Genomic DNA, 26,410 nt, shown 5'->3' with positions numbered 1-26,410 from the left:
CTTCAGCCGCACGCCTCCACACAGGCCGCCGCCAGCACCTCCGCCGAGTCCACCAGCGGCGCGCTCACCCCTCCCGCCCGCAGCAGCAGCGGCACCTCCGTACAGCCCGCGATCACCGCCCCGGCCCCCGCGCTGACCAGCGCCGCCGCCAACCGCCGCATCTCGCCGCGCGGCCCCTCACCGTCGTCGCCCGCCTTCACCGCGAACACCGCCGTCATGAAGGCTTCCCGGTCCGCGCCCTCCAGCCGCACGATCTGAAGCCCCGCTTTCGCCAGCGCACCGGCGTACAGCGCCTCCCCGCCCGGCGTGGCCAGCACCCCGATCCGCGTCGCGCCGGTCGCCGCCGCGACCTCCACCGTCGCGCCGATCATGTCGATGAACGGAAGCCCCGCCGCCCGGATCGCGTCGGCATGGGCGTGGGCCGTATTGCACGGCATGGCCAGCACCTGCGCCCCGGCGTCCCGCAGCCGCGCGGCCATCTCGCCCAGCGTCACCCCTGCCGCCTCCGGCTGCGTATGCCGGTTCGGCACATGCGGATTCAGGTCCACCAGCATGCGGATGTGATCCTCATCCCGCGTCGCCGGCGTCAGCGCCTGCACCCGCGCCATGAAGGCCGTCGTCGCGACAGGGCCCATGCCGCCGAGAATGCCGAGGGTTCGGGTCACCCCACGCCCCTCAATCGTCCAGCCGGAAGCGCGTGGTCCAGCGGACCCGGGCCCCGATCCCGGCTCTGCGAGCCTGCTCTTCGGACAGCCGGGTCTGAGCCGCCACCCGCAGCGCCGCGGGTCCGAACCCTTGCCCCGCCGGCTCCTCCGACTCGACCCGGCAGTCCGTGACGCTGCCGTCCTGCTGCACCCCGCAGTTCAGCACCACCCGCCCCTCGCCCGGCTCGAGGGCGGACGACAACGAGGGCGGCTGGCTGGGCGGCGCAGGCGTTTGGATCGGGTGCGGCGGAGAGGCCGTTTCCTGCCCGAGGACCATCGCCGGCGTCGCCAGAACCAGCGCCAGCCCGATCATCCCGCCCAGCGCACGCTTCACAGCGATCCCCCGATCTCACTCTCATACCCGAACAGCCCCTGCGCCCCGCCGGTGTGCAGGAAGACCACCGTCTCCCCCTCGAACCGGCCCGCCTTCGCCAGGGCGATCAGTCCCTTCATCGCCTTGCCCGTATAGACCGGGTCCAGCACGATCCCGTCCGTCCGCGCCGCCAGCGTCAGGGCCTCGATCACCGCGCTATCGACGATGCCATAACCGCCCCCGACATGGTCGCAGTCGGCCACGACCATCTCCGGCGTCACCGCATCGGGCCGTCCCAGCAAGGCCGCCGTCTCGCGGGCCAGCTTCAGGACGTTCTCCTCCTGCTTCGGCTTCGGCGCCCGCACCCCGATGCCCAGCACCGGAATGTCCGCCCCCATCACCGCCAGCCCGGCCACCAGACCCGCGTGGGTCCCGGCGCTGCCCGTGGCCGTCACGATCCGGTCGATGCGCACGTCCAGCTCATCGGCCCCGACCACGATCTCGCGCGCGCAGTCGACATAGCCCAGCGCGCCCACGGCGTTCGAGCCGCCGCCCGGGATCACATAGGGCTTGCCGCCCCGCGCCCGTACATCCGCCGCGGTCTTCTCAAGCTCGGCGACCATGTCCGTCCCGCCCGGCACGCGCCGGATGCCGGCCCCGAACAGCCGGTCCAGCAGCACATTGCCGTTCTCGACATAGTCGGTCGCGGTCGAGCCGGTGCGCTCCTCCAGAATGATCTCGCACTTCAGCCCGTGCGCGGCGGCGGCCGCCGCGGTCTGCCGCACGTGGTTCGACTGCACCGCCCCCTGCGTCACCAGCGTATCGGCGTCCTGCTCGAACGCCTCGCCCAGCAGGAACTCCAGCTTGCGGGTCTTGTTGCCGCCCCCGGCCAGCCCGGTGCAGTCATCGCGCTTGATCCACAGCTCGACGCCCAGCGCCTCGCCCAGTCGCGGCAGCGGCTCCAGCGGCGTCGGCAGATGCGCCAGTCGGACACGGGGAAAGCGGGCGAGGTGCATGATCGGGGCTCCGTTTGCGACATCCTCCGGTACTCCGATCAGCGCCGGTCCCCAAGGGGTTCAGGCGCGCCCGACCGCCTTCTGCATCAACATCACCAGCCTCTCGGGCGCCGGCGACCGGTCGTTCATCAGGGTGGCCAGTTCGGGCGCCAGATCGGGCGTGATCCGTGCGCTGGCCATGCTCCAGCCCTCGAACCGGCGCTCGTCGATGCGTCGACGCTCCAGCAACACGATGTCCCGATGCCGCTTGTCCCGCTCCAGCCGTCGCAACAGCGTATCCAGCATGCCGGGATCGCCCTCGATCACCTGCAGGAACTCATCGCCGTGCACGGCCAGCGCCCCGGTCAGGCCCGCGCGCGCATTGTTGCGCTGCGCCTCCCCCAGCAACTCGGCCAGATTGGCCAGCACATGGGTCGGCCGCGTCGAGACGCTGCGATAGATCAGGCGGTCCAGTGGGTTCGGCATGCGCGCTCCAGCTTGACCTCTGCAATAGCAACCCGCGCCGCCCGCTCCAACAAGACATTGAAAAATCAAGCCTCCGTACGGAAGCCGACACAGGGCCTGACAAAAAGACGCAAAAGCCGCGCCTGTGTCCGGAACCGAACTCGTCATTCGCTGTTATCGCATCGGACCTTGCGGCGATGCGCGCTCGACAAAGTCCGCATAAAGCGGCCCCGGTCCCTGCCACGCCCCCCGACGCAGACCGGGGCCGCACCTTGTCCGGCATCCCCCTACCTCTCCGTCTCTCCGGTGCGTGGAGAGGTGAACTGTCGCCATCACCTCTCCAGTGAAGCTGGGGAGGGGGACCATGCGAGCCGCAAGGCGAAGCATGGTGGAGGGGTGACGCCCCACACCCCACACCCCACACCCCAAGGCGCCCCATTCCCCTTGCCCGACTCACCCGCCCGGCCCGAGAGTGGCGGCATGGCCGAATCGCCTCTCCGCCTGCGCGACCGAAGCGCGACCGAAGCCGCCATCGTCGAGGCGGGCGAGCGTATCCTGCTGCGTGACGGCTTTCCGGGCCTGAACGTCCAGACCCTGGCCTCCGAGGCGGGCTGTGATCGCAAACTGGTCTATCGCTATTTCGAGGGCGCCGACGGCGTCGTCGGCCGCATCGCCGCCCGCGCCCACGCCAGTCTGGCCGACAGCCTGAACCGGACGCCCGCCGTCGAGACCGAGTCCCTGCGCGCCTTCGCCCGGCTCAGCCTCTCGGCCTGGGTCGCCGCGCTGCGCTCCAGCCCCCTGACCCTGCGTCTGATGGCCTGGGCGCTGGTCGAGACCTCGCCCCTGCTGACCCGCATCGAGGACGAGCGCGCGGCCCTGCTTCAGGCGTGGATGCGGGAGCGTCGTCCCCGCCTGCGCGTCCCGCCCGAGGGCGATCCCGCCGCGCTCAACGCCGTGCTTCTGGCCGCCGTCCAGCATCTGGCCCTGTCGGCGGACGCCCGCCCCGGCGTCGGCGGCGTGGCCCTGGACGACGCGGGCTGGACCCGCATCGAAACCGCGCTGGACCGCCTGCTGGTCGCCTTCCCGGACTGACCGAGCGGCGCCCCCTGCGCTCGGATAGCGGACGCCGTCGCCGTTCCATCGCTGGCGTCCCCACCCCACCGCCAATACGACAGTCGTGCGAATTCTCCCCACGACACAACCCTGAGCCATTGCCATTCCCGAAATTCGTGCATTGATAGGCCAACAAGCAACCTGACGTCATTGGGGGCGCGGGGCACAGGTCGGGGGCGGCAAAAGCCCTCGTCGGGGAGGTTTTCATGGATATCTACATCGGCACGATCCAGCCGTTCGCGTTCCAGTGGGCGCCGCGCGGCTGGATGTTCTGCAGCGGCCAGATTCTGGCGATCGCCAGCAATACCGCCCTGTTCTCGCTGTTGGGCACGACCTACGGCGGCAATGGCCAGAACACCTTCGCCCTGCCCAACCTGAACGGCCGCACCATCCTGGGTCAGGGCCCCAGCACTACCGGCACGACCTATTCCATGGGCGAGATGGCCGGGGTGGAGACCACCACCCTGATCCAGACCCAGATGCCCCAGCACACCCACGGCCTGATGGGTACGACCAACGCCGCCACCACCAACGAGCCCGGCTCCACCGTCGTCCTGGCGTCCGCCAACGGTTCGGATCCGACCAGCGGCGACGCCGTCAATGTCCATGTCTACGGCCCCGGCCCGGCCAGCACGACCCTGGCGCCCAACGCGATCGGCATCGCGGGCGGATCGCAGCCGTTCAACATCATGCAGCCCTTCCTGGTGGTGAACTACTGCATCGCGACCACGGGCATCTTCCCGTCGCGCAACTGACTTCATTCATCTTTTCAGGGAGAATCCCTCATGAGTGAGGTCTTCATCGGCTCGATCCAGCCTTTCGGCTTCGATTTCGCCCCACGCGGCTGGATGATCTGCAACGGCAGGCTCCTGTCCATCGCCCAGTACGATGCGCTCTTCGCCCTCATCGGCACCACCTACGGCGGCGACGGCGTCACCACCTTCGCCATCCCCGACACCCGCGGCCGCACGCTTCTCGGCCAAGGGGCGACCTACTTCGGGCACAGCTACAGCATGGGCCAGACCGGCGGTTTCGAGACGGTCACCCTGACGTCGCAGAACCTGCCCATGCACACCCATATGATGATGGCCAGCTTCCAGTCAGCCACCCTGCCCGCCCCCGGCGCGGGCGAGTGGCTCAGCGGCGCGAACGGCAGCGACCCCACCGCGGGCGACGCCGTGACGGTTCACATCTACGCCCCCGCGGGCGGCACGATGAACGCCATGAACGATCTGACGCCCGCCGGGGGCAGCCAGCCCGTCGGGATCGACCAGCCCTTCCTCGTCAACAACTACTGCATCGCCGTCTACGGCATCTTCCCCAGCCGCAACTGATCCGTTGAACCGATCCCCCCGGAGGCGTAAGGCTGCTTCCGTTCTCCGGGGGGCGGCATTCGAGCCGCTGAGATTGAGGTAGCCCTCTGACCCGTCGAACCTGATCCGGGTCATGCCGGCGAAGGGATGAGTACGCTTCGGGTCACGGCCTCACGCCACAGGACCCGCACGCCCGACGTCGGCGGACCTCAAACGCTTTGAGGCCGCCAAATGAACATCCAGGTTACGCCCCCCGCCCTGCCGGAAGAACCCAACGTCGAACTGCCGCTGGCCGACGCCCGCAAGCAAGTCGAGAAGGAAACCGGCCGCATCCCCACCGGCCCCCGCGCCGGCGGCGTGAAGGTCTATGTGGCGGGCGAGCTGTATCCGGATATTCGCGTCCCCTTCCGCGAGGTCGCCGTCCACCCCAGCGCCAATGAGCCGCCGGTGACGATGTACGACTCCTCCGGCCCCTACACCGACCCCTCCGTCACCATCGACATCAAGCGCGGCCTGCCGAAGGTGAAGTCGAGCTGGCAGCTGGACCGCGGCGACATCGCCCGCGTCGAGCACCCGCGCGAGGTCAAGCCCGAGGACAATGGCCACGCCAGCGGCAAACACCTCGCCCCGCGCTTCGACGTCTCGAACCATCAGGTCTTCAAGGGCGTCGAGGGCCGCCCCGTCACCCAGTACGAATACGCCCGCGCGGGCATCATCACGCCCGAGATGGAATACGTCGCCATCCGCGAGAACATGCGGCGGGCTGCGCCGGGCGTCGGGGATGGGGCGTCGGGTGTGGGGGGCAGCCGGCACATCACCCTCGCCGACGGCTCCACCGTCGCCCTCCCCGACACCCCACACCCCACACCCCACACCCGGGACGGCGAGTCCTTCGGCGCCGAGATTCCCGACTATGTGACCCCCGAGTTCGTCCGCTCCGAAATCGCCCGCGGCCGCGCCATCATCCCGCACAACATCAACCACCCCGAAGTCGAGCCGATGATCATCGGCCGCAACTTCCTGGTGAAGATCAACGCCAACATCGGCAACTCGGCGGTCCTCTCCAGCGTCGACGACGAGGTCGACAAATTGGTCTGGGCCACCCGCTGGGGCGCCGACAACGTCATGGACCTGTCGACCGGCCGCAACATCCACAACATCCGCGACTGGATCATCCGCAACTCCAGCGTCCCCATCGGCACCGTGCCCATCTATCAGGCGCTGGAGAAGGTGAACGGCGTCGCCGAGGATCTGACGTGGGAGGTGTTCCGCGACACCCTGATCGAACAGGCCGAACAGGGCGTGGACTACTTCACCATCCACGCGGGCGTCCGCCTGCCCTTCGTGCCCCTGACCGCCAAACGCGTCACCGGCATCGTCTCGCGCGGCGGCTCGATCATGGCCAAGTGGTGCCTGGCCCACCACAAGGAGAGCTTCCTCTACGAGCATTTCGAGGACATCTGCGACATCATGCGGGCCTACGACGTGTCGTTCAGCCTCGGCGACGGCCTGCGTCCCGGCTCCATCGCCGACGCCAATGACGAGGCCCAATTCGCCGAGCTGCGCACCCTGGGCGAGCTGACCAAGATCGCCTGGGCCAAGGGCTGTCAGGTCATGATCGAAGGCCCCGGCCACGTGCCGATGCACAAGATCAAGGCCAACATGGATGAGCAGCTGAAGCACTGCCACGAGGCGCCCTTCTACACCCTCGGGCCGCTGACCACCGACATCGCCCCGGGCTACGACCACATCACCAGCGCCATCGGCGCCGCCATGATCGGCTGGTTCGGCACGGCCATGCTCTGCTACGTCACGCCCAAGGAGCACCTCGGCCTGCCCGACCGTCAGGACGTCAAGGACGGCGTCATCACCTACAAGATCGCCGCCCACGCCGCCGATCTGGCCAAGGGCCACCCGGCCGCCCGCCTCCACGACGACGCCCTGTCCCGCGCCCGTTTCGAGTTCCGCTGGGAAGACCAGTTCAACCTCGGCCTCGACCCCGAAACGGCCCGCAAATACCACGACGAGACCCTGCCGAAGGAGGCCCACAAGACCGCCCACTTCTGCTCCATGTGCGGCCCGAAATTCTGCTCGATGAAGATCAGCCAGGACATCCGGGACGCCGCGCGCGGCCAGAACGACGCGGGCGCCTCGCTGACGGAAGCCGAGGCCGGCATGGCCGAAATGTCGGCGAAGTTCCGCGCCGGCGGCGCCGCCATCGAGGTCAAGGTCTGACCCACAGTGAAAGGGCGTCCCCGGACCACGCCGGGGACGCCCTCGATCTTCAGCCGAAGCCTCGGCCTGACACTCAGGGGCGTTCGGTCACCACCAGGGTCGCATCGGCCTCGCCGCGCGCGACCGTGCCGATCCACACGTCATAGACGCCGCTCTGCGGGCTGTTGAACCGGTACTCGGCGTCCAGATCGCCGAAGCTGTCGTCATCGCAGTACCAGCGCCCGTCCGGCCCGTTGATCACCAGCGTCGTGTCCGCCAGCGACACGCTGCGGAAAATCAGCGGCGCACGCCCCGCCGTATAGGTCACGCGAAAGTCCGGCGCCGTCCCGACATAGCCCGAGCAGCCCCCCGGCAGCCGCGACGCATTGTTCGGCCCGCCCGCCCGGAACCGCCGCTGCAGCGGATCATCATCAAACCCGGCGCTCAGCGTCACCGCCCCGAACACCGGGCTCTGCGACGCATCCTGCGCCACCGCGGGCACAGCCGGAACCATCGCCGCCAGCGCAACGGCGGCCAACACACTCTTCATCATCGGGGAGGTCCTCCACTCACCGCCGGAGCTCGCCCCGACGCCACACCAGCCCGCCCCAACCGGACGCGCCCGGCTCCAGGGTCTAGGCGGAGGCGGCGAGAGAGGGGAGCACCATGGATATGGGGGTGGAGGGATGGGGAAGATGTGAGACGGCTCGCAAGGATCACGACGAGTCCCTGTCCAAAGAAGCGCACAAGGCCGCCCACTTCTGCTCCATGCGTGGCTTGAAATTCTGCTCCTAAAGATCAGCAGAGGCCAACTCTCGCGCCAGAAAGCTGCCCGACTGAGTCCAGCTGGGATCGCTGGTTCTCGCCTAAACCTTGGAAGCCTTTCGGAATACCGCTACGGTTGCATCGGGAATTTGGGGGGGACCGCAATGGCTCGTGGACGGACACGCACACTTATCGAAGTGCAATCAGGCATTCTCGAATTGCTCATCGTAGCAGCTCTCTTGTCCATCGGCGTCGAAGTGGCCACAGCACCAGTACTTGGAGAATGGAATTTAGCTTCCGCCATCACGCTCGCCTGCGGCTCCATACTTATATTACTGGCCATTTCTCTAGTCGTGAGAAGGCACTTTCTTTCTCTAAACCGAAGCTTTGAAGCTAAAGGCGTTATAATATGCGACCAAGAAAGCCACGACATTATTCGTGTGCACCGGTACGAGTTTGGACAGGCAAGTTACGATTCCATTGTCGGCTTGTTTAGCGAAAACCCGGCCCAAAAGAAACTCTGGGTAGAATCCCTTGAGAAAGGTCACCTCGTTACCACGAGAGGCGAATTTAACGCGATCATCGAAGAGTCTATTGAGTATTTTGCCCTCAAAAATCTCTCCCATGAACTCGGCCGCGAACTGGGTGGAAATGAAGACGATCCGCTGATAACCAAACTGGGGCGAAAAGATCTTCCTCAAATATTGCTAGAAAACAGATTCTTAGAATTGTTCTCTAGACTCATGAAAGACCGACCCGCGTTCATGAATCAAGCCGCACCCGACGATCCTGATGAAGAGGTCGTCCTAGCATACGGCGAGAATGGCGAAATATACGAGCGATTTGAGCTGACACTTCCAATAAACTCTGTTGTGAAAAAGATTTCAGACGGATCAATAGTTTTATCTAATAGCAGATTTGATCTTACAATAAACGCCAAATGCTCTGGCTTTAACACCAACACATCAACCCTGTTTGAACCACTTTACTTGGGTCGAAACAAGATAGAAACGAAAACGTTTTCAGCAAGCATTTCTGTTTCTGTGAAATACAAGCTTAGATCGTTATTTTCAGGGAAAAGTTGGCAATATTATCGCTGGATCGATCAGTTTATGGATGGGATCGAGAAGGATTTTTCATTCGACGCCTTCTTAGAAAGGATTGGGTGGGACCGAGCAGTTACCCTATCAACGTTGCGGCGCCCTCCGCCGAGCAAGAAGGGCGATAGTGCGATTTCGGGCGTGATGATTACTAAGAAGACGGTTGATAGCGCCGAATCTGCTGAATCTGCTCTGGCAAATCCGGCCAGACGACGACGAAATCCCGGTCTAGCCACGAAGTCTTAGTCCCGAGCTCCAAATCCTCAATCGCTGGCAGTCGGGCGCATGCAGCGACCGCATGTCTCGCGCTCTTTTCTGCCAGCGTGGAAGTCCTTGGGACGGCCACCTTCGTCAACCACTTCCTGTATCGAGGGCAGAGGCGTCCCGGTTCGCAAACACGCCTCCTTCTCTTCTGACATTGAGAGAGAAAGGAGTGGGAAGAGGGCCAGAGAGGTGGGTGCGGAGCGGATCCCCCTCATCTGTCTCGCTCCGGGATCCACCTTCTAACGCAAGGTGAGAAGGAAACCCTTGCGCCCCGCCCCCATCGGCGCATCCTCCGGCCTATGCCCCAGCCCCGCACGCTCCGTTCCACCGCCCGCAAGGCTTCCGCTGTCGGGGCCACGGCCGCCGGGGCGGCGTCGGTCGGGGCGGTCGGTGCCGGGATGCTGGCGATCGGGGTGCTGAAGATCGGCCAACTCAAGGTGAAGGGGGCCCGCGTGCGGCGGCTGCACGTCGATGAGCTGAGCGTGGGGGTGTTGAGGATCGGGCGGATTGAAAGGGATTAGGGACTAGGGATTAGGGATTAGGTCGCTGCCGCAGGCGCCGGCGCCCGCTCCCGGAGCACGAATTTTCGCCCTTCTAATCCCTAATCCCTAGTCCCTAATCCCTCCCCTCCCCCCTACGTCCAAAAACGACGTACCGCCGTTCCATAATGCCTCCAGACCCGGAGGCTCCCGTGAACGACACATCCCCCACCGCCCCTTCCGTCCCCGCGGACGCGGGCCTCCACTCCGCCCCCGATGAGGTCTGGGAGCAGGTCCGGGCGGACTATCTGGCCGGGTGGTCGGCGCCCGCCTGTTGCCGTCGTCACGGCGTGGGCCTGAGCACCTTGCGCAAGCGGGCGGCCGAGGAGGGCTGGCGGCGCACGGACCAGCCGTGGACCACGCCCAACGGGCTGGACCGCGATGACGAGGGGCTGGCGCTGGAGGAGAGCGTCGACGGCGATCTGGAGCAGATCCCGCTGGGCGAGCTGTCGGTCGTCGCCTTCCAGCGGATGATGCGCGCCGTCCTGCACGGCAACGCCATGGAGGCCCTGCGCTGGCGCCGCGTGCACAACGTCATCCAGTCCGAGGCGGCGGAAATCGAGCGCCGCCAGTGGCTGGCCAAAACCCGACAGGCCAGAGCCGAAGAAAAGGCCCGCGCCGCCACCGAAGCCCTGATGAAGGGCCTGCGCGAAGAAACCCGGATCATGGAGGCGGACATCCGCCGCCGCGAGGCTGATGTGATCGCCGATCCGATAGACGGCATAGACGACATAGACGGGATAGACGGTGTATTTTCATCGTCTCCGGCGTCTCCCCCGTCCACGGGGGTCCTGCCCGGTCTGCCGGGCGGCGCGCCCTTCATGGGGCCGCCGTGAGGGGGTGTCCGAACGTCCTCAAAAGCTATCGTCATCCCGGACAAGCGCTCGCGCAGCGGGCGCGCGATCCGGGACCCAGCGGCGCCGCGACGGCGGCGAAAGACTCGTGTCTGACGTTCAGGCGCGAGCGCTCCCGGCAGCTTGGCTGCTACGCGCCGCCCTTCGGGTCGCGCTCTCGCGCGCCGCTGGGTCCCCCGGTCGCTCCTGCGGAGCGCTGGAGGATGACGAAAGCAATCAGGAGATCAGGAAGCCCCCGCCGCCTCTTCCTTCGCGATGTTCCGCAGGGCCTGTTCGAACACCTCCGGCGGCTGGCCGCCCGAGATCAGGTATTTGCCCTCGACCACCACGGCGGGGACCGAGCTGATGCCGCGCGACTGCCACAGGGCTTCTTCGGACCGCACCGCCTGCACATAGCGGTCCGACGCCAGCACCTCGGCGGCCTCGGCGCGGTTCAGGCCCACGGCCTGCGCGGCCGCGGTCAGCTCGCCCGCGTCGGTCAGGTTGCGGCCCTCGGTGAAGTGGATGCGGAACAGGGCCTTCTTCAGCGCCCCCTGTTTGTCCGGCGCCGTCTCCCCGGCCCAGTGCAGCAGGCGGTGGGCGTCGAAGGTGTTCCAGATCCGGCTGTCGGCGGTCATTCGCATGTCAAAGCCCACCGACCCGGCCCGCTCGATGATCATGGCCCGGTTCTGCGCCGATTGCTCCGGCGTCGATCCGTATTTGCGGCCGATGTGCTCGACGATGTTCTCGCCCTCGGGCGCCATCTGCGGGTTCAGCTCGAACGGCTTGAAGGCGATCTCCGCCTCGATGCCCTCGGACTTCAGCTTGTCCAGCGCGGTCTCCAGGCCGCCCAGGCCCACCACGCACCACGGACAGACGACGTCCGACACGAAATCGATCTTCAGGGGTTTGGTCATCTTCGCCATCCGCAACAGGTTCAGGCGCATATGGGAAGCCCCGCTTCACCCGCAACGCCGTCCCGGATATTGCTGACGCCATGACCTTTTCCGGCTTCGCCTCCGCCGACCTGGCCTTCCTGACCGGACTGGCCGCCAACAACGACCGCGACTGGTTCGCCGCCCACCGCGCCGCCTATGACGACGGCCTCAAGCCCGCGCTGGCGGCCCTGATCGCCGAGACCTCGACCGCCTGCGCGGCGCTGGACCTGCCCCTGTCCGGCGACCCGAAGCGCAGCGTCTTCCGCATCCACCGCGACACCCGCTTCGCGAAGGACAAGCGGCCCTACAAGACCCACGTCTCCTGCACCCTGACCCGCGACGGCCGGAAGATGAGCCCCGGCATGATGTACATCCACATCGAGCCCGAGGGCGGCTCGCGCCCCGGCTTCGATCCGGACAGCATCGACCCGCTGGACCCGTCCACCCATCCCTCGGCGCAGGCGCAAGGCGCTGACGACGGGCCCTTCGGCAACGGTCCCTTTGTCGCCTGCGGCTTCTATCTGGACGAGCGGCCCCACATCGACGCGGTCCGCCGCTTCATCGTCGCCCAACCCGCCCGCTGGGCCGCCGTCGAGGCCGCCCTGGCCAAGGCCGGGCTGACGCTCGATCCCGGCGCCCCGGTCAAACGCATGCCCAAGGGGTTCGAGGATCAGGCCGGGACCGATCTGGAACCGGCGCTGAAGCGCACCCGCTGGCTCGTCTCCCGCCCTCTCACGGGCGCCGAAATCGCCTCTGCGGACCTTCCGGCCACGCTGGCGAGCTTCGCGGCGTCCTCCAGACCCCTGCTGGATTTCGGCTGGTCGGCGCTGGATCGGATCGATCAGTCCGGTAGCGTACACAGTTGATTTAACTGGCTTTCCCGGAGCAAATCGGGCATAGTCCGTTCATCGCGAGCCGGGTGTACCCCTGAGCGCGTCGCGACTGAGAGACATTGGCCCGCCCCGCCTGAATAATGGGGCCGTTCGAACACTCCCGCTCCATCCAGACACGGGATAAAGCCATGTCCGCCTTCAGCCTTCGCCTGCATTACATCTCGGGCGGCGACCCGACTGAAGAGACCCTCGACGCCATCGACGAGAGCGAAGCCCGCGAGCTGGCTCGCGTCCGCCTGCTGCTCACCCGCGACTACAGCCATGTGGAGCTGCACCGCGCCGGCGAGCCCCTGCACGTCTTCGCCCGCGACCCCGGCTGAGCCGGTACGTCCGTTTTTGACGCATGGGCGTGCTTCAATGACCGGGTCCGTCTCCGGACCCGATCTTTGACATTCTGAACCCGGAACACAGACGCGAAATCCGGGCCGTACCGGACAACATCCGGCACGACCGATTTCGCTAGGCCCGCTCGACGCACATGGCGACGCCCATGCCGCCGCCGATGCACAGGGTCGCCAGCCCCTTCTTCGCGTCCCGGCGCTGCATTTCAAACAGCAGGGTCGTCAGGATGCGCGCGCCCGAGGCGCCGATCGGGTGACCGATAGCGATGGCGCCGCCGTTGACGTTCACCTTGTCCGGGTCGAGGCCCAGTTCCTTGACCACGCACAGCGACTGGGCGGCGAAGGCTTCGTTGGACTCGATCAGGTCCAGATCGGCGACGGTCCAGCCGGCCTTCTCCAGCGCCTTTTTCGACGCCGGGATCGGGCCCGTGCCCATCACCGCCGGATCGACGCCCGCCGTGGCCGACGACGCGATGCGCGCCAGCGGGGTCAGGCCCCGTGCCTTCGCCTCGTCCGCGCTCATCAGCACCAGAGCCGCCGCGCCGTCGTTCAGGCCCGAGGCGTTGGCGGCGGTGACGCTGCCCTCCTTGTTGAAGGCCGGACGCAGTTTCTCCATCGCCTCGAGGGTCGCGCCGTGGCGGATGTACTCATCCTTCTCGACAACCGTGTCGCCCTTCTTCGAGGCGATGACCACCGGAGTAATCTCGTCATCGAAACGGCCCGCCAGCTGCGCCGCCTCGGCCTTGTGCTGACTGGCCAGGGCGAACCGGTCCTGCGCCTCGCGGGCGATGTCGAACTTCGCCGCGATGTTCTCTGCCGTCTGGCCCATGTGATAGCCGTTGAAGGCGTCCCACAGGCCGTCCTTGATCATGGTGTCGATCAGGGTGACGTCGCCCATCTTCTGGCCGCCGCGCAGCTGCTGGGCGTGCACCGCCTGGCTCATGCTCTCCTGTCCGCCGGCGACGACGATCCTCGCGTCGCCCGTCGCGATCTGCTGGGCGCCCACGGCCACCGCGCGCAGGCCCGAGCCGCAGATCTGGTTCAGGGTCCAGGCCGGGGTCTCCTTCGGCAGCCCCGCGCCGATGGACGCCTGGCGGCCAGGCCCCTGTCCGTTCGCCGCCTGCAGGACATGGCCCAGCACCACCTCGTCCACCTCTTCGGGCGCGACACCCGCGCGTTCCAGCGCGGCCTTGATGGCGACCGAACCCAACTGCGCGGCGCTCAGGCTGGACAGGGTGCCCAGAAAGCTGCCGACCGGGGTGCGGGCGGCCGAGACGATGACAACGTCCGTCATTTAAATTCACTCCACGGGGAATAATCTTGTGGCGCTTTTGCCGCATCGCAGCACGTTCGTCAGCCCCCCGCGGCGGATTCACCGGATAGTCACCGGCTTCCCGCCATATTCGCAGGAACGAAGTACGCAGTCCGGTCTTGAAGGGACCATGCTGATGCGTCTGAAACGGCTCCTCCGTCACGTCTGCACCCCAGACGAGCTCGACATGATCGAGCACTACGTGTCACCCGCCGAAAAGACGGCGGATCTGGTCGTACACGTCGTCGGACTGACCCTCGCCGTGGTGGGCGGCGGCCTGCTGGCGGTGCTGGCGATGGTCTACGCCGGGGTCGGCGCGGCGGTGGCCACGGCCATCTATGCCCTGTGTCTGGTCGGCATGCTCAGCGCCTCGACCCTCTACAACCAGATACGCCCCTGCGCGGCCCGTCCGGTCCTGCGACGACTGGACGAGGCGGCCATCTTCCTGATGATCGCGGGCAGCTACACCCCCTTCACCACGCAGCGGTTCGAGGGGTGGTGGGCCATCGGCTTCACCCTGCTGGTCTGGGTCGTCGGCCTGTCCGGGGCCTTCGCCAAGGTGCTGCTGCCGCGCCTCTCCGACGCCTTCTGGAGCGCCATCTACGTGGCCTTCGGCTGGCTGGTGGTCATCGCCCTCAAGCCGATGATCGAGACCGTCCACCCGGCCGCCCTGACCCTGCTGGTCATCGGCGGACTGATCTACACCGCCGGCGTCTTCGTCTTCATCAGCCCCAAGGTGAAGTTCCGGCGCGCCATCTGGCACGGCTTCGTCGTCACCGGCGCCACGGTCCACTGGGCCGCCGTGCTGGTCGGCGTCGTCCTCGCGCCCGCGGCAATGGCTGGCTAGAGCGAAATCGGTTCGAATGCAGCCGAATTTGAATTCAGATTTCGCTCAAGATGTTGATTCTGAACCATTATCTGATTTCGAACCGTTTCGGTCCGAACCGATAATGGTCTAGACTTTCGCACTCGCAACGCGGACACTGTGGCGTTGCAACAGGAACGGGGACAGCGCGTGGCTGACAAGAAGTCCGGTGCGGGAGACAACGTCGTCATCAAGAAGTACGCCAACCGGCGGCTCTACAACACGGCGACTTCGGCCTACGTCACACTGGAAGACCTCGCGCGAATGGTCCGCGAGGGGACCGAATTCGTGGTCTTCGATGCGAAGACCAATGAGGACCTGACCCGTCAGATCCTGACCCAGATCATCTTCGAGGAAGAAAGCCGCGGCGAGGCCCTGCTGCCCGTCCAGTTCCTGCGCCAGCTGATCGGCTACTACGGCGGCCATATGCAGGGGGTCCTGCCCTCCTATCTGGAGATGTCGCTCGACAACTTCACCCGCCAGCAGGAGCAGATCCGCGGCCAGTTCTCCAAGGCCTTCGGCGGCGCCCCCGGCGCCGGTTTGATGGACGAGGCGGTGAAGCGGAACATGGCCATGTTCGCGGAAGCCATGAAGATGTGGCCCGGCTTCGGCGGCGTCGCCCGCCAGGCCACACCGGCCCAGACCCCGGCTCCCGCCGCTGAAGAGCCCGGCGCGCCCGATCCGCTGGAGGACATGCGCCGCCAGATGGACGAGATGCGCGCCCAGCTGGACAAGCTGTCCAAGGGATGACCCGGCCGGTCGACGGCATCGGCCCGGTGGAGGCTCCGGAGCGGCGCGCGTCCGAACGCCGGGAGCGCCAGCGCCGGGCCGGCTCGACGTCGCGCGCCCTGGTGCCGGTCGAGACTGCGGCAGAAGAGGCCCAGCCCCCGGCAAGAGCTGCCGCGACCCCGCACCCGGACGGCTCGGCGGCCATCTTCACCGCCCAGATGATGGGACAGACCGGCCAGAAGCGCGGGCTCAAGGGCGGTCAGCCCGTGCTGGACGCGGCCCGCAGCGCCTATCTGGGAACCGAGTATTCCGGAACTGTCGACCGCCGCCCCAAACCGGGCCGCACGGAAGACACCGACATCTAGACGCCCGGCACGGTCCTTGCTGGCGACAGGTCAGATCGACCCGTTCCGGAACCCGTCATGCCCCGCTTCCTGACCCGCGCCTTCGACATCACCGTCGTGACCCTGATCTTCGTGGCATTTACCTGAGTGGCCTAACGCTCGGCTCGCGGAGCCTCGCTCCTTGAGGCCGGAACAAGTTCCTCCCCCTTCAGGGGAGGGGGACCGCGCGAAACGTGGTGGAGGGGCGCCCGACACAAGCGCCGTCAAACAACGGGCCTCAAGCAGCGAGCGACCGCGTCGCGAGCGTTAGGCCCCAAAAAGGAGCCCCTACGCGCCGCCGCCGAAGTCCAGATCCTTCCGGGCCGAGATGATCGTCACGATGAAACCGGCCAGCACGTCCAGCATGACCATCACCACGATCAGGAAGAAGGTCGAGGTGGCGAAGCCCTTCATCAGCAGGAACTCGACCAGCACGATGATGAACAGCACCATCGACAGGGCGTGATTGACGATCGCGACTTTCTGGCTGGAGGTCGACTTCAGCAGCTCGAAGAACAGCAGGATCAGCGACAGCAGCAGGATCAGGTCGCCCACCCCCACGTTCCAGCTGGTCCCCGAAGCCATCGGGATCGAGAACATCGGGTCGCGCAGAATGGCGTCGGCGCCGCCCGCGGCCAGGTTCACATCCCCGCCCGACATGACGTTCGACAGCACCACGATGTTGTACAGGACCACCGGGATCAGCAGCAGCGGCAAGGCGACCAGCATCGGCGAGGCTCCATTCCCGGCCGCTCACGGCCGCGCTTGTTAACGATAGATACCCCGGATCGCTCCATACCGCTACGCCCGCTCCCCCGGCAGGCGAACCGGGCTCAGAACTCGCTGATCGCGCCCGGCTTGCGCGACCGGGACTTGAGCCACATCACGCCCAGCAGGTCCGAGAAGGAGGCCATCAGCCGCCCCCAGTTCGTATACTTCGATCGCCCGGTCTCGCGATGGCGGTGGTCGACATCGAGGTAGCGGTTCTCATACCCCTCGCGGATCATCAGGGCGGGCAGATAGCGATGGATGTGGTCGAAGTACGGAAGGCGCAGGAAGACGTCCCGACGGAAGGCCTTCAGCCCGCAGCCGGTGTCGTCGGCATCGTCCGACAGCAGGTTCTTGCGGATGCGGTTGGCCCAGCGCGAGGCCCAGCGCTTGGCCTCCGAGTCCTGCCGCCTGGCGCGCACGCCGCCCACCAGCGCCACGTTCGGCGGCGAGGCGGCCAGCAGGTCGGCCAGCTTGGGCGCGTCGGCGGGCGGGTTCTGCCCATCGCCGTCCAGCGTGACGACGATGGCGCCCCGCGCGGCCAGCACCCCGGTCCGCACGGCGCGGCTCTGGCCCGCGTTGGAGCCATGGCTCAGCACCCGCAGCTGCGGCAGCTCGCCCTGCAGGGCGCGCAGCTCATCCAGCGTCCGGTCCTTCGAGGCGTCGTTGACGAACACCATCTCGAACGAGCGCCCGGCGAAGGCGGCGGCGATCTCGCGGGCCAGCGGGCCGGCGGCGCCCTCCTCGTCATGGACGGGAACGACGACGGAGATGTCGGGAGCGGCTTCGGTCATAATCGCTCTCTAGCCGGTTTCGCGCCCGGACGGGAGCCATGCTCCGCACACTGCATGACGGCGCCGGAACCGGCGTGGTAGGACTGCATCCATGATCCGTCCCGACCTCGACAAATACATCGCCGGATGGCGCGGCCCCTTGCTGGCGGCGCTGATCGCCCTGTTCGCTGGACTGCCCGTGCTGGCGCTGTTGCCGCCGCTGGATCGGGACGAGAGCCGCTACGCCCAGGCGACCTCCCAGATGCTGGAGAGCGGCGACTACGTCGACATCCGCTTCCAGGACGATCCGCGCTGGAAAAAGCCGGTCGGCATCTACTGGATGCAGGCCGCCGCCGTGGCCGCCACGTCCAGGGTCGAGAACCGGGACATCCAGCCCTACCGCATCCCCTCCATCCTCGGCGCCATGATGGCCGCCGCCGCCATCGCCTGGGTGGGGCAGGCCATGTTCGGCAACCGGGCGGGCTTCTTGGCGGGCGCCATCATGGGCGCCTCCTTCCTGCTCTCCACCGAGGCCGGCATCGCCAAGACGGACGCCATGCTGTGCGGAGCCGTCACCCTCGCCATGGCCGGGCTGGCGCGCATCTATCTGGCCTCGAAGGCCGGAGAGGCTCCACAACGACCTCACAAGCTGATGTTCTGGTTCGGGCTGGGGCTGTCGATCCTGATCAAGGGCCCGATCGGCCTGATCGTCATCGCACCGGCCATGCTGCTGGTCTCGGCCTGGGACCGCGACTTCCGCTGGCTGAAGCGGCTCGGCTGGGGCTGGGGACTGCCGCTGGTGGCGCTGCTCGTGGGGCCATGGGCCATCGCCATCACCATCGCCACCGACGGCGGTTTCTGGCGGGAGGCCATCGCGGGCGATCTGGCGCCCAAGATCGCGGGCGGCCACGAAAGCCACGGCGCCCCCCCGGGCTACTATCTGATCGCCTCGCTGATCACCTTCTTCCCGGCCACCCTGCTGCTGCCTGCCGCGGTCTCGACCGGCTGGCATCGTCGGGCCGAGCCGACGATCCGCTTCCTCGTCTGCTGGCTGGTCCCGGCGTGGATCATCTTCGAGCTGACCCCGACCAAGCTGATCCACTACAACCTGCCCACCTTCGGCGCCCTAGCCCTGCTGGCGGCCGCGGCCCTGACCCGGCCCATCGGCAAGGTCTCGCGCTGGACCGGGGCCGGGCTGTCCGTCTTCGTCGGCGTCCTGCTGGCGGCGGGCGTGGTCTATGGCCTGACCGAGTTCGGCAAGTCGACCGCCCAGACCTGGGCCACCATCACCATCGTCTTCGCCGTTCTGGCGGGCCTGATCGGGGCCTTCCTGCTGATGCACCGGGCGGCGGTCACCGCCGTGCTGGTCAGCATCACCCTGGGTGTCGTCGCACACGGCGCGCTGGCGGGCACCCTGCGCCAGTTGCGCCCGCTGTCGGTCTCGCCCCAGCTCGACAAGGCGCTGTACGACAATGACCTGCACCCACGTCAGGGTCGCCCCGGCCCTGTCGCCATCGCCGGCTATCACGAGCCCAGCTTCGTCTTCCTGACCGGGCGGGACACCGAGCTGACCGACGCCGAGGGCGCCGCCAAGGCTCTGGCCGAGGGCCGCCCGGTCATCGTCGAGGAGCGTGAGGCCGAAGCCTTCCGCGCGGCCACGGCCCGGATCGGCGTCACCGGCCGGGTGGTGCGCGAAGTGCGCGGCCACAACTACTCGCAGGGGGATGACGTGGACCTGTTCCTCTACGCCCCCACCGGCGCGGCCCTGACGACGGCGCCGGGCCAATGAGCCGCCGCATCACCATCGTCGAGGTCGGCCCCCGCGACGGCCTGCAGAACGAGAAGGCGGTGCTCGAGCCCGCCGTCCGCGCCGACTTCGTCCAACGGCTCGAGGCCGCCGGCGCGCGTCGGATCGAGGCCGTCAGCTTCGTCCATCCGAAGTACGTCCCGCAGATGGCCGGGGCTGAAGAGGTCATGGCCGCCCTGCCGCACCAGGAGGGCCGCAGCCGCATCGGTCTGGTCCTGAACGGCAAGGGCTATGACCGGGCCCTCGGCACGGCGGTGGATGAGGTGAACGTCGCCATGTCCGCCACCGACGGCTTCGGGCTCAGGAATCAGGGTCTGACCGTGGACCAGCAGGTCGAGATGCTGGCCGGGATCATCACCGGTCGGGCCAATGCGGGCTCCGCGACCGGCGACGCACCGTCCCTGTCGGCCACCCTGTCCTGCGTCTGGGGCTGCCCCTTCGACGGCGAGGTCGGGGTCGATCAGGTGGCCGGTCTGGTCGGCCGGATCGCGGCCCTGGGCGTCGAGGAGATCGCCCTGGCCGACACCATCGGCGTCGGTGACCCTTGGGCCGTCACCCGCAAGGTCGAGGCCGCCCGCAAGGCCGCGCCGGAGGCGATCCTGCGCCTGCATTTCCACGACACCCGCAACACCGGTCTGGCCAACGCCTATGCGGGCGTGGAAGCGGGCGTGGACATCCTTGACGCCTCTGTCGGCGGCATCGGCGGCTGCCCCTTCGCCCCCGGCGCGACCGGTAATATCGCCACCGAGGATCTGGTCTACATGCTCGAACGGGCCGGGTTCGAGACCGGCTACGACCTCGACCAGTTGATCGGAACGGCCCGCTGGATCGGCGAGAAGATAGGCCGTCCGGCTCCGAGCGCGCTCAGCCGCGCGGGCGGATGGCCGAAGGGCTGAGACCTTGGCCGTTTGAAACCGGATCGGGGCTTCGGCTTTCCCTTCCTATGACCATGGACATCGACACCCTCCTCGAAGGCGGTCCGTCCTATGGCGTCATCGACGCCCGGGACGGCTATCTGCTCTACGGTCGTGAAGGCCATGAGGCGGCGTTCAGCGCCCTCGCCGAACAGGTCGAGGCCGCCGCCGACGGCTTCGAGGTCATCCCCCTGAAGGACGAGAATGACCGCTGTGACCGGCTGTTCATCGCCCCGCTGACCGAAGAGAAGAGCTTTGAGTCAACTCGCTAGAGCGGTCGTCAGTAGCCGGCCCAACTCCTCAAGGCGCTTACCCGCTCGCGCGTCATTCGCGCATCGCAACGCATCCGCGCGGCCTCGCGCTCGGTGGGCTCGGTCGAGTACTGGGCGGCCTCCAGATTGCAGTCGGCGCGCTTGCGCTGGTTCCAAGCGGTCTGGTTCGCGGTAAGCTGATCCTGGGCATCCTTGGGCATGGCATCCCACATCGCGGTCAGGGTCTGGCGGGACAGGTCATACTCGGTGCGAGCCTCGGAGAGCACGGCCTGCCGCTGGGCGGTCTGGGCTTCGAGGTTCAACCGGTCCTGTTCCGCCGCAGCCTGCGCCTCCGCTGTCTTGACCCTCTGGATTTCTCCACTCGCCAGGTGCGCGACGACCATTTCAGCGAGGAAGTTCACCAGCGAATCCGGCTGCTCGATCTCTCCGTAGATTTTCTTACCGTCATCGGTGGGCTGGACCGAGAAATCGAGATCGTAGGTGAAGGTATCGGCTGACCGCTCAACCCCGTACTGATCCGCAAGGGTTTCAATCGTGCCCGCGCCGATCAATTCATAGCTCTTCTCCGCGTCCGCAATCATCGCTGCCGGGAACACGGCCTTAAACGACCCCGCGCAAAATTTGCGACTGCTGTCAGGGTCTTCTTTCGAGGTCCGGACGTCCTCGATGGCGAGTTGGATGAGGGCCAGACTGGCGCGCAGATTGGCCATCGACGCGATCTGGCGATCACCGTCACGCAAGTCGCGGGCGGCTCGCTTCTCAACTTCTTCTCGCACGAGATCTATGATCACGGCTTGAGAATCTTCGCTCAGGCAAGTTCCGGCAGCAGGACCACCGAGCCCGCAACCTGAGACCATAAGGCTAACAGCCAAGGTGACGGCCAAGGCAGCCTTTTGAAGATACGACATATTCCACCCGGAAGTTCAAAAGCCAAGCTCGTTAGCCCTAGCGGGCCGGAACTCACGGATCAACCAGCGGTATCAACGGCGCCGCCCCCGCCCAAGAGTTCACTCCCCTTTCACGCCACTCCGTCATGGGAGGAGGGGGATTTCATGGGAGGGTTGATCTGGTCATCGTAACTCCCTTCGCGACCTGCCTCGCCGCAGGCGAGGCGAACACACAGGCCCTGCAACGCGGTAGGTTCTTGGAAACTGCCCCCTGCGGATGACCCCGGCGGAGGACGATAGCGTGACCCTCAAGACCGGTAGCGGACGGTTCGATATGCCCGTCGTCATCACGGCGAGAGGAGGATCGGCCATCGCCTGCGTGGTTGACACGGCGCTGACCCCGCCTTGAAACCACCCGGTCAGACCTATATGCCGCATATACGAAACGTATAGTCGGAGTTCGCCCCATGGGCATCGTCAACATCGAGGACGAGCTGCACGAGCAGTTGCGCCGGGCCAGCAAGGCGTCGTGCCGGTCCATCAACGGACAGGCGGCCTTCTGGATGCGGATCGGCATGCTGGGCGAATTGAACCCCGGCCTGACCTTTCAGGAACTGGCCGCCCGTGAGCTGAAGGCGGCGGGCGTCGACGCCTCCCCGACCGCGACGGTGGCGGCATGACCAAGACGCCCGAAGAGATCGAACTGATGGCCGAGTCCGGGCGTCTGCTGGCGTCCGTATTCGCCCACATCGACACCCTGCCGCTAACCGGCATGAGCACCATGGAGGTCAACGACCGGGTCGAGGCCTTCATCGTCAACGACCTGAAGTCGCGGCCCGCGTCCAAGGGCCAGTACGGCTACGGCTTCGTGCTGAACTGCTCGATCAATGAGGTGGTCTGCCACGGCGTGCCGTCGACGGAGGAGATTCTGAAAAACGGCGACATCGTCAATCTGGACATCACGCTGGAGAAGAACGGCTTCATCGCCGACTCCTCCAAGACCTATCTCATCGGGGAAGTGGCGGCGCCGGCGAAGCGGCTGGTGCGGACCACCTATGAAGCGATGTGGAAGGGCATACGGGCGGTGAAGCCGGGCGCGACGCTGGGCGACATCGGTTTCGCCATCGAAAGCCATGCGAAAAAGGCCGGCTATTCGGTCGTGCGCGACTACTGCGGGCACGGCATCGGGCGCGAGATGCACGAAGACCCGCAGGTCCTGCATTTCGGCAAGCCTGGCCGGGGCCTGACCCTGCGCGAGGGCATGACCTTCACCATCGAGCCGATGCTGAATCAGGGCCGCGCGGGCGTCGAGACCGGCGACGACGGCTGGACCGTCACAACCGTCGACGGAAAGCTGTCGGCCCAGTTCGAGCATACCGTCGCGGTCACGAAGACCGGCGTGCGGGTGCTGACGCTCCGGGCCGAGGAGAAGGCGGCGGCGTAGGGCTGAGATTGCAGCTGGCGCTCACCTCTCCGTTCGCGAAGGCGAATGGAGAGGACAGATCGACGCGTCAGCGGCGATCAGGAGAGGGCGGCTCCGTCAGGGCAGGAGACGCCTCGAACACCGGTGTCGGCGGCTAACCGTCCACCTCCTGCGCCGCCCCCACCTGATCGGCGAAGTCGCCGATCTGTCCTCCCCATCGCCTTGAAGGGGCGACGGGGAGGTGAGCCGGTGAGATCAGGCCTACAGGTTCAACAGCGCCGGGTCGCCGCCTTGGGCGGAGATGTTGTTGCTGATGGCCTTTTCGGACGCATAGCGGATCAGGCTGTAGGGGCCGCCGGCCTTGGGGCCGGTGCCCGACAGGCCCTCGCCGCCGAAGGGCTGGACCCCGACCACCGCGCCGATGATCGAGCGGTTGATGTAGACATTGCCCGCCGGGACCAGACGGGTGACTTCCTCGGCGAAGGCCTCGATGCGGCTGTGCACGCCCAGCGTCAGGCCGTAGCCGCGCTGCGCCAGCTTCGACGCCGTCTCCTTCAGCTTCGACGGCTCGTAACGGCAGATGTGCAGGATCGGGCCGAAGACCTCGCGCTCCAGATAGTCGGCGGTCGGGATCTCGGCGATGGTCGGGGCGAACAGGTGGCCCTTCTCCGAGCCGGCGGGCAGTTCAGCGCGGGCGATGATCTTCGCATCGCCTTCGAGGCGGGTCAGGTGGGCCTCCAGCATGGCCTTGGCGTCGGCGTCGATGACCGGGCCGATGTCGGTGGACGGATCGGTCGGGTCGCCCACGACCTGCGCCGCCAGCGCGCCCTTCAGGCCCTCGATCAGGGCGTCCGCCGCCTCGTTCGGGACGTAGAGCATACGCAGGGCCGAGCAGCGCTGGCCCGACGAACCGAAGGCCGACAGGATGACGTCGTCGATCACCTGTTCCTTCAGCGCCGTGGTGTCCACGAACATGCCGTTCAGGCCGCCGGTCTCGGCGATGAAGGGGATGATGGCGCCCTGACGCGCGGCCAGCGAGCGGTTGATCAGATTGGCCGTGTCGGTGCCGCCGGTGAAGGCGACGCCGTCGATGCCGGGGTGCGAGACCAGAGCCGCGCCGACGGTCTCGCCGCGCCCCGGAACGAGGGCCAGCAGATTGGCGTCCAGACCGGCCTTGTAATACAGGCGCACAGCCTCGGCGGCGATCAGCGGGGTCTGCTCGGCGGGCTTGGCCAGCACGGCGTTGCCGGCGGCCAGGGCGGCCGCGATCTGGCCGGTGAAGATGGCCAGCGGGAAGTTCCACGGGCTGATGCAGGCGAAGATCCCGCGACCGTGCAGGACCAGCGAGTTGATCTCGCCCACCGGGCCCTTCAGCTCCTGCGCGCCGCCGAAGTCACGCTCCGCCAGCATGGCGTAGTAGCGGCAGAAGTCGGCCGCCTCGCGCACCTCGGCGACGCCGTCGTTCAGGGTCTTGCCGGCTTCGCGCGACAGCAGGGCGACCAGACGATCCATGTCGGCTTCCAGCGCGTCGGCCATGGCGCGCAGCACCGGGGCGCGGCCCGCGCCGCCCTTGCGGTCCCAGACGATCTGGGCGCGGGCGGCGGCGTCCACGGCCGCATCAATGTCTTCCGCCGAAGCTTCCGAGACGTGACCCAGCACCTGCGTCGTGTCGAACGGATTGGTCACGTCCTGCGCGTTCGTTCCCGCCTTCAGCTTGCCGCCGATGATCGGGCCGGAGGTCAGCTTCTCGCTGTCCACCTTCTGAAGGGCGAGGGCGTGCCGCTCGCGGTCGGCGAGCTGGGAGTAGTCGCGGCCGAGCGAGTTCTGGCGGTCCATGTACATATCCTTCGGAACGGGGATCTTGGCGTGACGGTCGGGATGAGCCTCGACGGTCGTGATGGGGTCGGCGGCGACGGCCGCGGCGGGGACGCGCTCGTCCAGCAGGGCGTGGACGAAGCTGGAGTTGGCGCCGTTCTCCAGCAGGCGACGCACCAGATAGGGCAGCAGGTCCTCATGCCCGCCGACAGGGGCGTAGGCGCGCACGGTCACCGGCCCGAAGGCGTCGCGGGCGGCGTCGTACAGGGCCTCGCCCATGCCGTGCAGCCGCTGGAACTCGATCTTCACACCGCGCTCCGACGCCATCTTGTAAACGGCGGCCAGCGAGTGGGCGTTGTGGGTCGCGAACTGGCTGTAGATATGCGGCGCGGCCTCGATCATCAGTCGGGCGCAGACCAGATAGTTCAGATCGGTCGCGGCCTTGGTGGTGAAGACCGGATAGTCGGTGCGGCCGAACTGCTGGGCCCGCTTGATCTCGGTGTCCCAGTAGGCGCCCTTGACAAGACGGACCATCAGGCGACGGCCCGAGGTCTTCGCCAGCTCGGCCACGCGACGGATCACTTCCGGGCAGCGCTTCTGATAGGCCTGCACGGCCAGACCGAGGCCCCTCCATTCGCCCAGCTCCGCCTCGTTGGCGAGCCGGTCCAGCAGCTTCAGCGACAGGGCGAGGCGGTCGGCCTCCTCCGCGTCCATGGTGAAGTTGATGTCGTACTTCGCGGCGATCAGGGCGAGGCGCTTCACGCGCGGATACAGCTCGGACCAGACGCGATCCTCGTGCACCGCCTCATAGCGGGGCGACAGGGCCGACAGCTTGACCGAGACGCCGTGGCCGACTTCCGGCCCCTGACCCTTGGCGGTCTTGCCCACGGCCTCGATGGCGTCGGCATAGATCTTCTCATAGCGTTCGGCGTCATGGGCGGTGCGGGCGCCCTCGCCCAGCATGTCGAACGAGCACAGCCAGCCTTCCTTGTTCGAGCGCTTCAGCGCCGCCTCGATGGTGCGGCCGACCACGAACTGCTCGCCCATGATGCGGACGGCGGCGGCGACGGCCTCGCGGATCACCGGCTCGCCCAGACGGCCGACGATGCGCTTCAGGAAGCCGGGCAGGTCCGTCTTCGCCTCCTCGTCGACATCCACTAGCTTGCCGGTCAGCATCAGGCCCCAGGTCGAGGCGTTGACGAACAGGCTGTCAGATTGGCCGAGGTGCGAGGCCCAGTCTGCCGAACCGATCTTCTCTGCGATCAGGCGGTCGCGGGTCTCTTCGTCCGGAGTGCGCAGCAGGGCTTCGGCCAGGCACATCAGGGCCAGACCCTCGCGGGTGCCCAGCGAGAACTCCTGCAGGAAGCTTTCGACCACGCCCTGCTTCTTCACGCTGCGGCGGGCGCGCTCGACCAGATCGGTGGCCGAGGCCAGCACGGCGGCGCGTTCGGCGGCGTCAAGCGGCGTGCGGTCCAGCAGGCCGCGAACGGTCGCGGTCTCATCGGCGAATTTGCCGTGGTCCAGCGTATCCCAGCCGGCGACGCTCGAGGGGGTGAAGGCGACGGTGGTCATGGGCGCGGATATCCTGTGTGATCGGCCATATATGGCGGACAACTCCGAATGTGCATCGTATGATGGACCGCAGAGTCGAAGATCGTTCGGCCACACAGGG

28 protein-coding genes, 1 pseudogene and 1 riboswitch are annotated in these 26,410 nt (G+C 67.0%); of the genes and pseudogenes, 18 read left to right on the top strand and 11 right to left on the bottom strand.

From position 1 onward, the window contains the following. Positions 1-2 precede the first annotated feature (2 nt). The 4 genes from FKQ52_RS02580 to FKQ52_RS02565 are packed head-to-tail and all read right to left on the bottom strand — an operon-like array spanning position 3 to position 2,498. Complete coding sequence (locus FKQ52_RS02580) at positions 3-665, bottom strand: aspartate/glutamate racemase family protein (protein WP_141625738.1); 663 nt, start codon at positions 663-665, stop codon at positions 3-5. Between the two features lie 10 nt (positions 666-675). Further along, on the bottom strand, positions 676-1,038 hold the full coding sequence (locus tag FKQ52_RS02575) for an energy transducer TonB (RefSeq protein WP_141625737.1): 363 nt from the start codon (positions 1,036-1,038) through the stop codon (positions 676-678). Then, positions 1,035-2,033 carry a D-cysteine desulfhydrase gene (locus FKQ52_RS02570; RefSeq protein ID WP_141625736.1) on the bottom strand — a complete coding sequence of 333 codons (999 nt, stop codon included), beginning with the start codon at positions 2,031-2,033 and terminating at the stop codon, positions 1,035-1,037. The genes FKQ52_RS02575 and FKQ52_RS02570 overlap by 4 nt, the downstream gene beginning before the upstream one ends. 60 nt (positions 2,034-2,093) lie before the next feature. Then, a complete protein-coding gene (locus FKQ52_RS02565; protein WP_141625735.1) occupies positions 2,094-2,498 on the bottom strand; it encodes a BLUF domain-containing protein in 405 nt (134 codons plus the stop codon). Positions 2,499-2,957: 459 nt separating this feature from the next. Between FKQ52_RS02565 and FKQ52_RS02560 the strand changes: the two genes are divergently transcribed. From FKQ52_RS02560 to thiC, 4 genes are all read left to right on the top strand, one after another. After that, positions 2,958-3,569 carry a TetR/AcrR family transcriptional regulator gene (locus FKQ52_RS02560; RefSeq protein ID WP_141625734.1) on the top strand — a complete coding sequence of 204 codons (612 nt, stop codon included), beginning with the start codon at positions 2,958-2,960 and terminating at the stop codon, positions 3,567-3,569. 227 nt (positions 3,570-3,796) lie between these two features. Then, a complete protein-coding gene (locus FKQ52_RS02555; protein ID WP_141625733.1) occupies positions 3,797-4,345 on the top strand; it encodes a phage tail protein in 549 nt (182 codons plus the stop codon). Positions 4,346-4,375: 30 nt separating this feature from the next. After that, positions 4,376-4,924, top strand: coding sequence for a phage tail protein (locus tag FKQ52_RS02550; RefSeq protein WP_141625732.1), 549 nt, complete (start codon positions 4,376-4,378; stop codon positions 4,922-4,924). A 36-nt stretch (positions 4,925-4,960) separates the two neighbouring features. After that, a riboswitch (TPP riboswitch) is annotated at positions 4,961-5,069 on the top strand. Positions 5,070-5,134: 65 nt separating this feature from the next. Next, positions 5,135-7,138, top strand: coding sequence for a phosphomethylpyrimidine synthase ThiC (gene thiC / locus FKQ52_RS02545; protein WP_240811718.1), 2,004 nt, complete (start codon positions 5,135-5,137; stop codon positions 7,136-7,138). 73 nt (positions 7,139-7,211) lie between these two features. Here thiC and FKQ52_RS02540 read toward each other — a convergent pair whose 3' ends face one another. After that, entirely contained in the window at positions 7,212-7,670 is a 459-nt protein-coding gene (locus FKQ52_RS02540; protein ID WP_141625731.1) for a peptidase S1, read from the bottom strand. A gap of 146 nt (positions 7,671-7,816) precedes the next feature. Between FKQ52_RS02540 and FKQ52_RS16855 the strand changes: the two are divergent. The 4 genes and pseudogenes from FKQ52_RS16855 to FKQ52_RS02525 all read left to right on the top strand — a co-directional run. Then, positions 7,817-7,909 (top strand): annotated as a pseudogene (locus tag FKQ52_RS16855) (hypothetical protein); the annotation flags it as partial. 137 nt (positions 7,910-8,046) lie between these two features. Next, on the top strand, positions 8,047-9,228 hold the full coding sequence (locus FKQ52_RS02535) for a hypothetical protein (RefSeq protein ID WP_141625730.1): 1,182 nt from the start codon (positions 8,047-8,049) through the stop codon (positions 9,226-9,228). A gap of 317 nt (positions 9,229-9,545) precedes the next feature. Beyond that, a complete protein-coding gene (locus FKQ52_RS02530; protein WP_141625729.1) occupies positions 9,546-9,767 on the top strand; it encodes a hypothetical protein in 222 nt (73 codons plus the stop codon). 170 nt (positions 9,768-9,937) lie between these two features. Further along, positions 9,938-10,621: a hypothetical protein gene (locus FKQ52_RS02525; protein WP_141625728.1), complete on the top strand. Its 684-nt coding sequence runs from the start codon at positions 9,938-9,940 to the stop codon at positions 10,619-10,621. A gap of 242 nt (positions 10,622-10,863) precedes the next feature. On the opposite strand, the gene FKQ52_RS02520 is transcribed toward FKQ52_RS02525, so the two are convergent. Beyond that, entirely contained in the window at positions 10,864-11,535 is a 672-nt protein-coding gene (locus FKQ52_RS02520; RefSeq protein WP_141625727.1) for a DsbA family oxidoreductase, read from the bottom strand. A gap of 80 nt (positions 11,536-11,615) precedes the next feature. On the opposite strand from FKQ52_RS02520, the gene FKQ52_RS02515 reads away from it, so the two are divergent. After that, positions 11,616-12,422: a DUF2461 domain-containing protein gene (locus FKQ52_RS02515; RefSeq protein WP_141625726.1), complete on the top strand. Its 807-nt coding sequence runs from the start codon at positions 11,616-11,618 to the stop codon at positions 12,420-12,422. A 155-nt stretch (positions 12,423-12,577) separates the two neighbouring features. Further along, on the top strand, positions 12,578-12,769 hold the full coding sequence (locus FKQ52_RS02510; protein ID WP_141625725.1) for a hypothetical protein: 192 nt from the start codon (positions 12,578-12,580) through the stop codon (positions 12,767-12,769). Between the two features lie 139 nt (positions 12,770-12,908). On the opposite strand, the gene FKQ52_RS02505 is transcribed toward FKQ52_RS02510, so the two are convergent. Continuing rightward, on the bottom strand, positions 12,909-14,084 hold the full coding sequence (locus tag FKQ52_RS02505; RefSeq protein ID WP_141625724.1) for an acetyl-CoA C-acetyltransferase: 1,176 nt from the start codon (positions 14,082-14,084) through the stop codon (positions 12,909-12,911). A 148-nt stretch (positions 14,085-14,232) separates the two neighbouring features. Between FKQ52_RS02505 and FKQ52_RS02500 the strand changes: the two genes are divergently transcribed. From FKQ52_RS02500 to FKQ52_RS02490, 3 genes are all read left to right on the top strand, one after another. Next, positions 14,233-14,949, top strand: coding sequence for a hemolysin III family protein (locus tag FKQ52_RS02500; RefSeq protein WP_141625723.1), 717 nt, complete (start codon positions 14,233-14,235; stop codon positions 14,947-14,949). Positions 14,950-15,117: 168 nt separating this feature from the next. Then, positions 15,118-15,717 (top strand): polyhydroxyalkanoate synthesis repressor PhaR, encoded by a 600-nt coding sequence (gene phaR / locus FKQ52_RS02495; RefSeq protein ID WP_141625722.1) that lies wholly within the window; start codon positions 15,118-15,120, stop codon positions 15,715-15,717. Beyond that, positions 15,714-16,061, top strand: a complete 348-nt coding sequence (locus FKQ52_RS02490) for a hypothetical protein (RefSeq protein ID WP_141625721.1) — start codon at positions 15,714-15,716, stop codon at positions 16,059-16,061. Before phaR ends, FKQ52_RS02490 begins: the two co-directional genes overlap by 4 nt. Before the next feature lie 306 nt (positions 16,062-16,367). On the opposite strand, the gene FKQ52_RS02485 is transcribed toward FKQ52_RS02490, so the two are convergent. Together FKQ52_RS02485 and FKQ52_RS02480 are read right to left on the bottom strand one after the other, a co-directional pair. After that, positions 16,368-16,808, bottom strand: coding sequence for a hypothetical protein (locus FKQ52_RS02485; protein ID WP_141625720.1), 441 nt, complete (start codon positions 16,806-16,808; stop codon positions 16,368-16,370). A 104-nt stretch (positions 16,809-16,912) separates the two neighbouring features. Then, on the bottom strand, positions 16,913-17,641 hold the full coding sequence (locus tag FKQ52_RS02480) for a glycosyltransferase family 2 protein (RefSeq protein ID WP_141625719.1): 729 nt from the start codon (positions 17,639-17,641) through the stop codon (positions 16,913-16,915). A 91-nt stretch (positions 17,642-17,732) separates the two neighbouring features. On the opposite strand from FKQ52_RS02480, the gene FKQ52_RS02475 reads away from it, so the two are divergent. From FKQ52_RS02475 to FKQ52_RS02465, 3 genes are read left to right on the top strand one after another with little or no spacing between them, the layout of a single operon-like run. Further along, positions 17,733-19,409: a glycosyltransferase family 39 protein gene (locus FKQ52_RS02475; protein WP_141625718.1), complete on the top strand. Its 1,677-nt coding sequence runs from the start codon at positions 17,733-17,735 to the stop codon at positions 19,407-19,409. Then, positions 19,406-20,323 carry a hydroxymethylglutaryl-CoA lyase gene (locus tag FKQ52_RS02470; protein ID WP_141625717.1) on the top strand — a complete coding sequence of 306 codons (918 nt, stop codon included), beginning with the start codon at positions 19,406-19,408 and terminating at the stop codon, positions 20,321-20,323. The genes FKQ52_RS02475 and FKQ52_RS02470 overlap by 4 nt, the downstream gene beginning before the upstream one ends. A 47-nt stretch (positions 20,324-20,370) precedes the next feature. Further along, on the top strand, positions 20,371-20,613 hold the full coding sequence (locus FKQ52_RS02465; protein ID WP_240811717.1) for a hypothetical protein: 243 nt from the start codon (positions 20,371-20,373) through the stop codon (positions 20,611-20,613). Between the two features lie 8 nt (positions 20,614-20,621). Here FKQ52_RS02465 and FKQ52_RS02460 read toward each other — a convergent pair whose 3' ends face one another. Continuing rightward, a complete protein-coding gene (locus FKQ52_RS02460) occupies positions 20,622-21,404 on the bottom strand; it encodes a lysozyme inhibitor LprI family protein (protein ID WP_168196771.1) in 783 nt (260 codons plus the stop codon). Between the two features lie 563 nt (positions 21,405-21,967). On the opposite strand from FKQ52_RS02460, the gene FKQ52_RS02455 reads away from it, so the two are divergent. Then, positions 21,968-22,180, top strand: coding sequence for a ParD-like family protein (locus tag FKQ52_RS02455; RefSeq protein ID WP_141625715.1), 213 nt, complete (start codon positions 21,968-21,970; stop codon positions 22,178-22,180). Beyond that, positions 22,177-22,944, top strand: a complete 768-nt coding sequence (map, locus tag FKQ52_RS02450; RefSeq protein ID WP_141625714.1) for a type I methionyl aminopeptidase — start codon at positions 22,177-22,179, stop codon at positions 22,942-22,944. The genes FKQ52_RS02455 and map overlap by 4 nt, the downstream gene beginning before the upstream one ends. Before the next feature lie 240 nt (positions 22,945-23,184). Here map and putA read toward each other — a convergent pair whose 3' ends face one another. Continuing rightward, complete coding sequence (gene putA, locus FKQ52_RS02445; RefSeq protein WP_141625713.1) at positions 23,185-26,310, bottom strand: bifunctional proline dehydrogenase/L-glutamate gamma-semialdehyde dehydrogenase PutA; 3,126 nt, start codon at positions 26,308-26,310, stop codon at positions 23,185-23,187. Positions 26,311-26,410 lie beyond the last annotated feature (100 nt).

The organism is Brevundimonas sp. M20, assembly GCF_006547065.1.
GTDB lineage: Bacteria > Pseudomonadota > Alphaproteobacteria > Caulobacterales > Caulobacteraceae > Brevundimonas.
This window is presented reverse-complemented; position numbering and strand designations above follow the sequence as displayed.

Excerpts from the sequence above, each read along its gene's own strand:
- FKQ52_RS02570 (WP_141625736.1), bottom strand. The coding sequence starts at position 2,033 with ATGCACCTCGCCCGCTTTCCCCGTGTCCGACTGGCGCATCTGCCGACG.
- FKQ52_RS02565 (WP_141625735.1), bottom strand. The coding sequence starts at position 2,498 with ATGCCGAACCCACTGGACCGCCTGATCTATCGCAGCGTCTCGACGCGG.
- FKQ52_RS02560 (WP_141625734.1), top strand. The coding sequence starts at position 2,958 with ATGGCCGAATCGCCTCTCCGCCTGCGCGACCGAAGCGCGACCGAAGCC.
- FKQ52_RS02555 (WP_141625733.1), top strand. The coding sequence starts at position 3,797 with ATGGATATCTACATCGGCACGATCCAGCCGTTCGCGTTCCAGTGGGCG.
- FKQ52_RS02550 (WP_141625732.1), top strand. The coding sequence starts at position 4,376 with ATGAGTGAGGTCTTCATCGGCTCGATCCAGCCTTTCGGCTTCGATTTC.
- thiC (WP_240811718.1), top strand. The coding sequence starts at position 5,135 with ATGAACATCCAGGTTACGCCCCCCGCCCTGCCGGAAGAACCCAACGTC.
- FKQ52_RS02540 (WP_141625731.1), bottom strand. The coding sequence starts at position 7,670 with ATGATGAAGAGTGTGTTGGCCGCCGTTGCGCTGGCGGCGATGGTTCCG.
- FKQ52_RS02535 (WP_141625730.1), top strand. The coding sequence starts at position 8,047 with ATGGCTCGTGGACGGACACGCACACTTATCGAAGTGCAATCAGGCATT.
- FKQ52_RS02530 (WP_141625729.1), top strand. The coding sequence starts at position 9,546 with ATGCCCCAGCCCCGCACGCTCCGTTCCACCGCCCGCAAGGCTTCCGCT.
- FKQ52_RS02520 (WP_141625727.1), bottom strand. The coding sequence starts at position 11,535 with ATGACCAAACCCCTGAAGATCGATTTCGTGTCGGACGTCGTCTGTCCG.
- FKQ52_RS02515 (WP_141625726.1), top strand. The coding sequence starts at position 11,616 with ATGACCTTTTCCGGCTTCGCCTCCGCCGACCTGGCCTTCCTGACCGGA.
- FKQ52_RS02510 (WP_141625725.1), top strand. The coding sequence starts at position 12,578 with ATGTCCGCCTTCAGCCTTCGCCTGCATTACATCTCGGGCGGCGACCCG.
- FKQ52_RS02505 (WP_141625724.1), bottom strand. The coding sequence starts at position 14,084 with ATGACGGACGTTGTCATCGTCTCGGCCGCCCGCACCCCGGTCGGCAGC.
- FKQ52_RS02500 (WP_141625723.1), top strand. The coding sequence starts at position 14,233 with ATGCTGATGCGTCTGAAACGGCTCCTCCGTCACGTCTGCACCCCAGAC.
- FKQ52_RS02490 (WP_141625721.1), top strand. The coding sequence starts at position 15,714 with ATGACCCGGCCGGTCGACGGCATCGGCCCGGTGGAGGCTCCGGAGCGG.
- FKQ52_RS02485 (WP_141625720.1), bottom strand. The coding sequence starts at position 16,808 with ATGCTGGTCGCCTTGCCGCTGCTGCTGATCCCGGTGGTCCTGTACAAC.
- FKQ52_RS02480 (WP_141625719.1), bottom strand. The coding sequence starts at position 17,641 with ATGACCGAAGCCGCTCCCGACATCTCCGTCGTCGTTCCCGTCCATGAC.
- FKQ52_RS02475 (WP_141625718.1), top strand. The coding sequence starts at position 17,733 with ATGATCCGTCCCGACCTCGACAAATACATCGCCGGATGGCGCGGCCCC.
- FKQ52_RS02470 (WP_141625717.1), top strand. The coding sequence starts at position 19,406 with ATGAGCCGCCGCATCACCATCGTCGAGGTCGGCCCCCGCGACGGCCTG.
- FKQ52_RS02465 (WP_240811717.1), top strand. The coding sequence starts at position 20,371 with ATGACCATGGACATCGACACCCTCCTCGAAGGCGGTCCGTCCTATGGC.
- FKQ52_RS02455 (WP_141625715.1), top strand. The coding sequence starts at position 21,968 with ATGGGCATCGTCAACATCGAGGACGAGCTGCACGAGCAGTTGCGCCGG.
- map (WP_141625714.1), top strand. The coding sequence starts at position 22,177 with ATGACCAAGACGCCCGAAGAGATCGAACTGATGGCCGAGTCCGGGCGT.
- putA (WP_141625713.1), bottom strand. The coding sequence starts at position 26,310 with ATGACCACCGTCGCCTTCACCCCCTCGAGCGTCGCCGGCTGGGATACG.